This is a genomic window from Aminobacter sp. P4_H6_2 (assembly GCF_056400805.1).
This window is the reverse complement of record NZ_JBFUKO010000631.1, coordinates 1-3,009: the sequence shown is the minus strand read 5'-3', so window position 1 is coordinate 3,009 and position 3,009 is coordinate 1. Positions and strand designations below refer to the sequence as shown.

Below are 3,009 nucleotides of genomic sequence, written 5' to 3'. Positions count from 1 at the left end.
GTGTCAGGTCTTCCATCGACATGCCGTAGGTTTCAGGTCCCATCTGGATGCAGACGGCGAAGACGGCGTACATGGCGGCTGCCAGGCCGAACACGCCGAYCATGCCGTAGATGTCGAACAATGCGCCCGAGATCGTCGGCACGAATGAACCCGCCGCCGATCCCGTCGCCAGGATGAAGGCCACGCCGAAGGCGCGAATGCGGGTCGGGAAAAGCTCCGGCGCATAGATCCAGATCGAGGTGTTGAGCAGCAGCACGAAGAACTGGAAGATCGCGCCGAACATCAGCACCAGATAGATGTTGGTGCCGAGAGTGGCGATCGAGACGGCGGCCAGGCAGGCGAAGATCGCACCCACCGTCAGCACCTTCTTGCGCGGGAAGTAGTAGCCGAACATCGAAGCCGCGACGGCGCCRAGCACGCTGCCGCTCTGGATGATCATGGAGTAGAGCAGGCTGCCCTGCAGCGTATAGCCCATCGACACGAAGATGATGGGCATAAGCGTCAGCACCGAAAGCTGCGCGCCGTAGCTCATCAGGATGGCAATGGCGACCGGAATCGTCCGGCCGAGATACGGCGCGCGGAACAGCTCTTTCCAGGCGCTCTTGCTCGGCGCTTCCTGCGCCGGGTCGGCCGTCAGGTACTCGCGGACAACAAGGTTTTGTGGCCTGAGCGTTCCCGATTCCAGGATCGAGAGCACCTTGTTGGCCTCTGCGATCCTGCCTTGCGAGGCCAGGAAACGCGGTGTCTCCGGCACGAAGCGGCGATAAAACACCACCAGCAACGCCGGCAAAGCCAGCGCGGCGAACAGCCAGCGCCAGCCGTTCTCACCCGGAAAAATCGTGAAGATCAAAAGGCCGAAGGCAGGTGCGAGGAAGTTGCCGAAGCCGCCGGCGCCGACATTGACCAGTCCCGCCGCCGTTCCGCGAAATTTTGGCGAGCAGAATTCAGACAGCATGGTCACCGCCGTCGAAATCTCGCCGCCGATGCCGAAGCCGACAACGCCACGCGCAATGGCGAGCATCGCGAAATTCGGCGCCAGCGCGCAGGCCAGCGAACCGATGGTGAAGAGCAGCAGGTTGAAGGTCAGCATCACGCGACGGCCATAACGGTCGCCAAGGATGCCCGACAGCAGCCGCCCGATGGCCGCGCTGCCGAAGGTGATGGTGTTCAGGAAGCCGATGTCGGCGCCAGTCAGCCCCCAACTCTCCTTGAGCATCGGCCCGGAAACGCCGATTGTGTTCTGCTCGAAAGCATCGAACAGCACACCAATGAGYACCAGCGCGATGATCTGCTTGTGCGCTCCTGTCACCCCTATGCGGCTGAGCGACGATTCGAGTTGTCTAATGACCGGCGATGACTTGCCGGACGGCACCATATTTTCCGCTGCCATGGTTTCTCCCCCCTTGGCTGACCCAGATATGAAAACTGATTTTCACGTAAGTAACATATGAAACAATCTTTTTATAGTCAAAACTTACGTAGGGGAGATAGCAGAGTTGTGTTGTGTGCAAATGTGCTTATGTCTCTGTGATTCCTAAGTGATTACGGCAGTCCAAGCAGGGCTTCTGAAGTTTCCACCCTTGCTGACGCGCCTGAACGGCGCAAATGTGCGCGACGACAATTCAATGGCAGGCGGCATGACGAACCCCAAGGATCGGCCCTTTCTTTTCCGCGTGCGTGAGGCGCTAGACGAGCTTCACCCGGCGGAACGGCGGCTTGGCGACTTCGTCTGCGACTTTCCCGGTGAGCTGGCCAGCTATTCTGCATCGGAGCTCGCCACTTTGGCGAACGTCTCCAACGCCACGGTTTCGCGCTTTGTCAAACGGCTGGGCTATGAGAACTACGAAGAAGCCCGCCGCCATGCGCGCGAGGAAAAGCAGACCGGCTCGCGCCTGTTCCTGACGACGTCGACCGACACGGCGACGGTTCAGTCGCTGGGCGCCCATGTGGCCCAGGGCATCGCCAATATCGAGGGCACCTTCGCCACCATCACCGACAGCCAGATTGACGCTGCCGTCGAGGCAATGCTGGCAAGCCGCAAGATCTGGGTGCTTGGCTTTCGCAGCAGCCATCCTTTCGCCGACTATTTCCAATGGCAGATGACGCAGGTGGTGGAAAACATTGTCGCCATACCGGGCGGGGGACAGACGCTGGGCGAGCACCTGGTCAGCGTCGGCAGCAATGACGTGGCGGTGGTCTTCGGACTGCGCCGCCGGATCGCGCGTATGGAGATGGTACTGTCGGCCATCGAAAAAAGCGGTGCGAAGCTGCTCTACATCACCGACGAGGGCGTTTCCCACCGGCAAAGTGCAACCTGGCATTTTCGCTGCCAGACGCTGGCGCCAGGGCCTCTGTTCAACCACGTCTCGGCGATGGCGATCTGCCACCTTCTCGCAACCCGCGCCATCGAACGCTCAGGTGCCGCCGGACGAACCCGTCTCAGGGGCATCGAACGAATTGGCGATGCGCTGGAGGAGTTGTAGCTCCTCATACCTTGCGACTTTCCACGACTGCATAGCCCAGTGGCGGAGGGCACTGCGCCGGGCCGCGACAGATGTTCACTTTCACGGTCAGAGTGGCCGGCGGGAAGGAACTGTTAACCACTCGCTTCCTATTGCTCAGCAGACGTTTCATCGGCGAGTCTTGAGTATGCAGTCCATGCGTTTTTCTCGAACCAATCTTCCGGACACGGCTTCGCACGATGACGGCGCGAGCCACCCTGACAACAAGCGCGGCGACAGGGCGGCAGGCCAGCTGCCCTCGGCGGCGGACGGCCCCGGCTGGCAAGATTATTTCTTCCTGGCACCCAATGTGCGCTTCACCCGCACTCCCGATTACGATGCCGCAAAGCGCCATGCGGACGGCGAGGCCGATGCCGGTCAGGGCGAAACACAGGCTGAGGTTTCCGCCGTGCAGCCGTCGATGCCGGAAGTTCAGGTCGCGGTGACGCCCCACGCTCAACCCTCGGCAACGGTGATACGCCGGCCGCAGGTCGTGGAAGCCTTGCAG

Annotated in this window: 2 protein-coding genes and 1 pseudogene; 2 read left to right on the top strand and 1 reads right to left on the bottom strand. The window is 61.1% G+C overall.

The features are described from left to right. A partial coding sequence (locus AC1DUU_RS27750; RefSeq protein WP_476786564.1) for an MFS transporter occupies positions 1 to 1,390 on the bottom strand: 1,390 nt, incomplete at its 3' end. A 247-nt stretch (positions 1,391 to 1,637) separates the two neighbouring features. On the opposite strand from AC1DUU_RS27750, the gene AC1DUU_RS27745 reads away from it, so the two are divergent. Together AC1DUU_RS27745 and AC1DUU_RS27740 are read left to right on the top strand one after the other, a co-directional pair. Next, positions 1,638 to 2,483: a MurR/RpiR family transcriptional regulator gene (locus tag AC1DUU_RS27745; RefSeq protein WP_476786563.1), complete on the top strand. Its 846-nt coding sequence runs from the start codon at positions 1,638 to 1,640 to the stop codon at positions 2,481 to 2,483. Positions 2,484 to 2,658: 175 nt separating this feature from the next. Further along, positions 2,659 to 3,009, top strand: a pseudogene (locus AC1DUU_RS27740) (hypothetical protein); the annotation flags it as partial.

Excerpts from the sequence above, each read along its gene's own strand:
- AC1DUU_RS27745 (WP_476786563.1), top strand. The coding sequence starts at position 1,638 with ATGACGAACCCCAAGGATCGGCCCTTTCTTTTCCGCGTGCGTGAGGCG.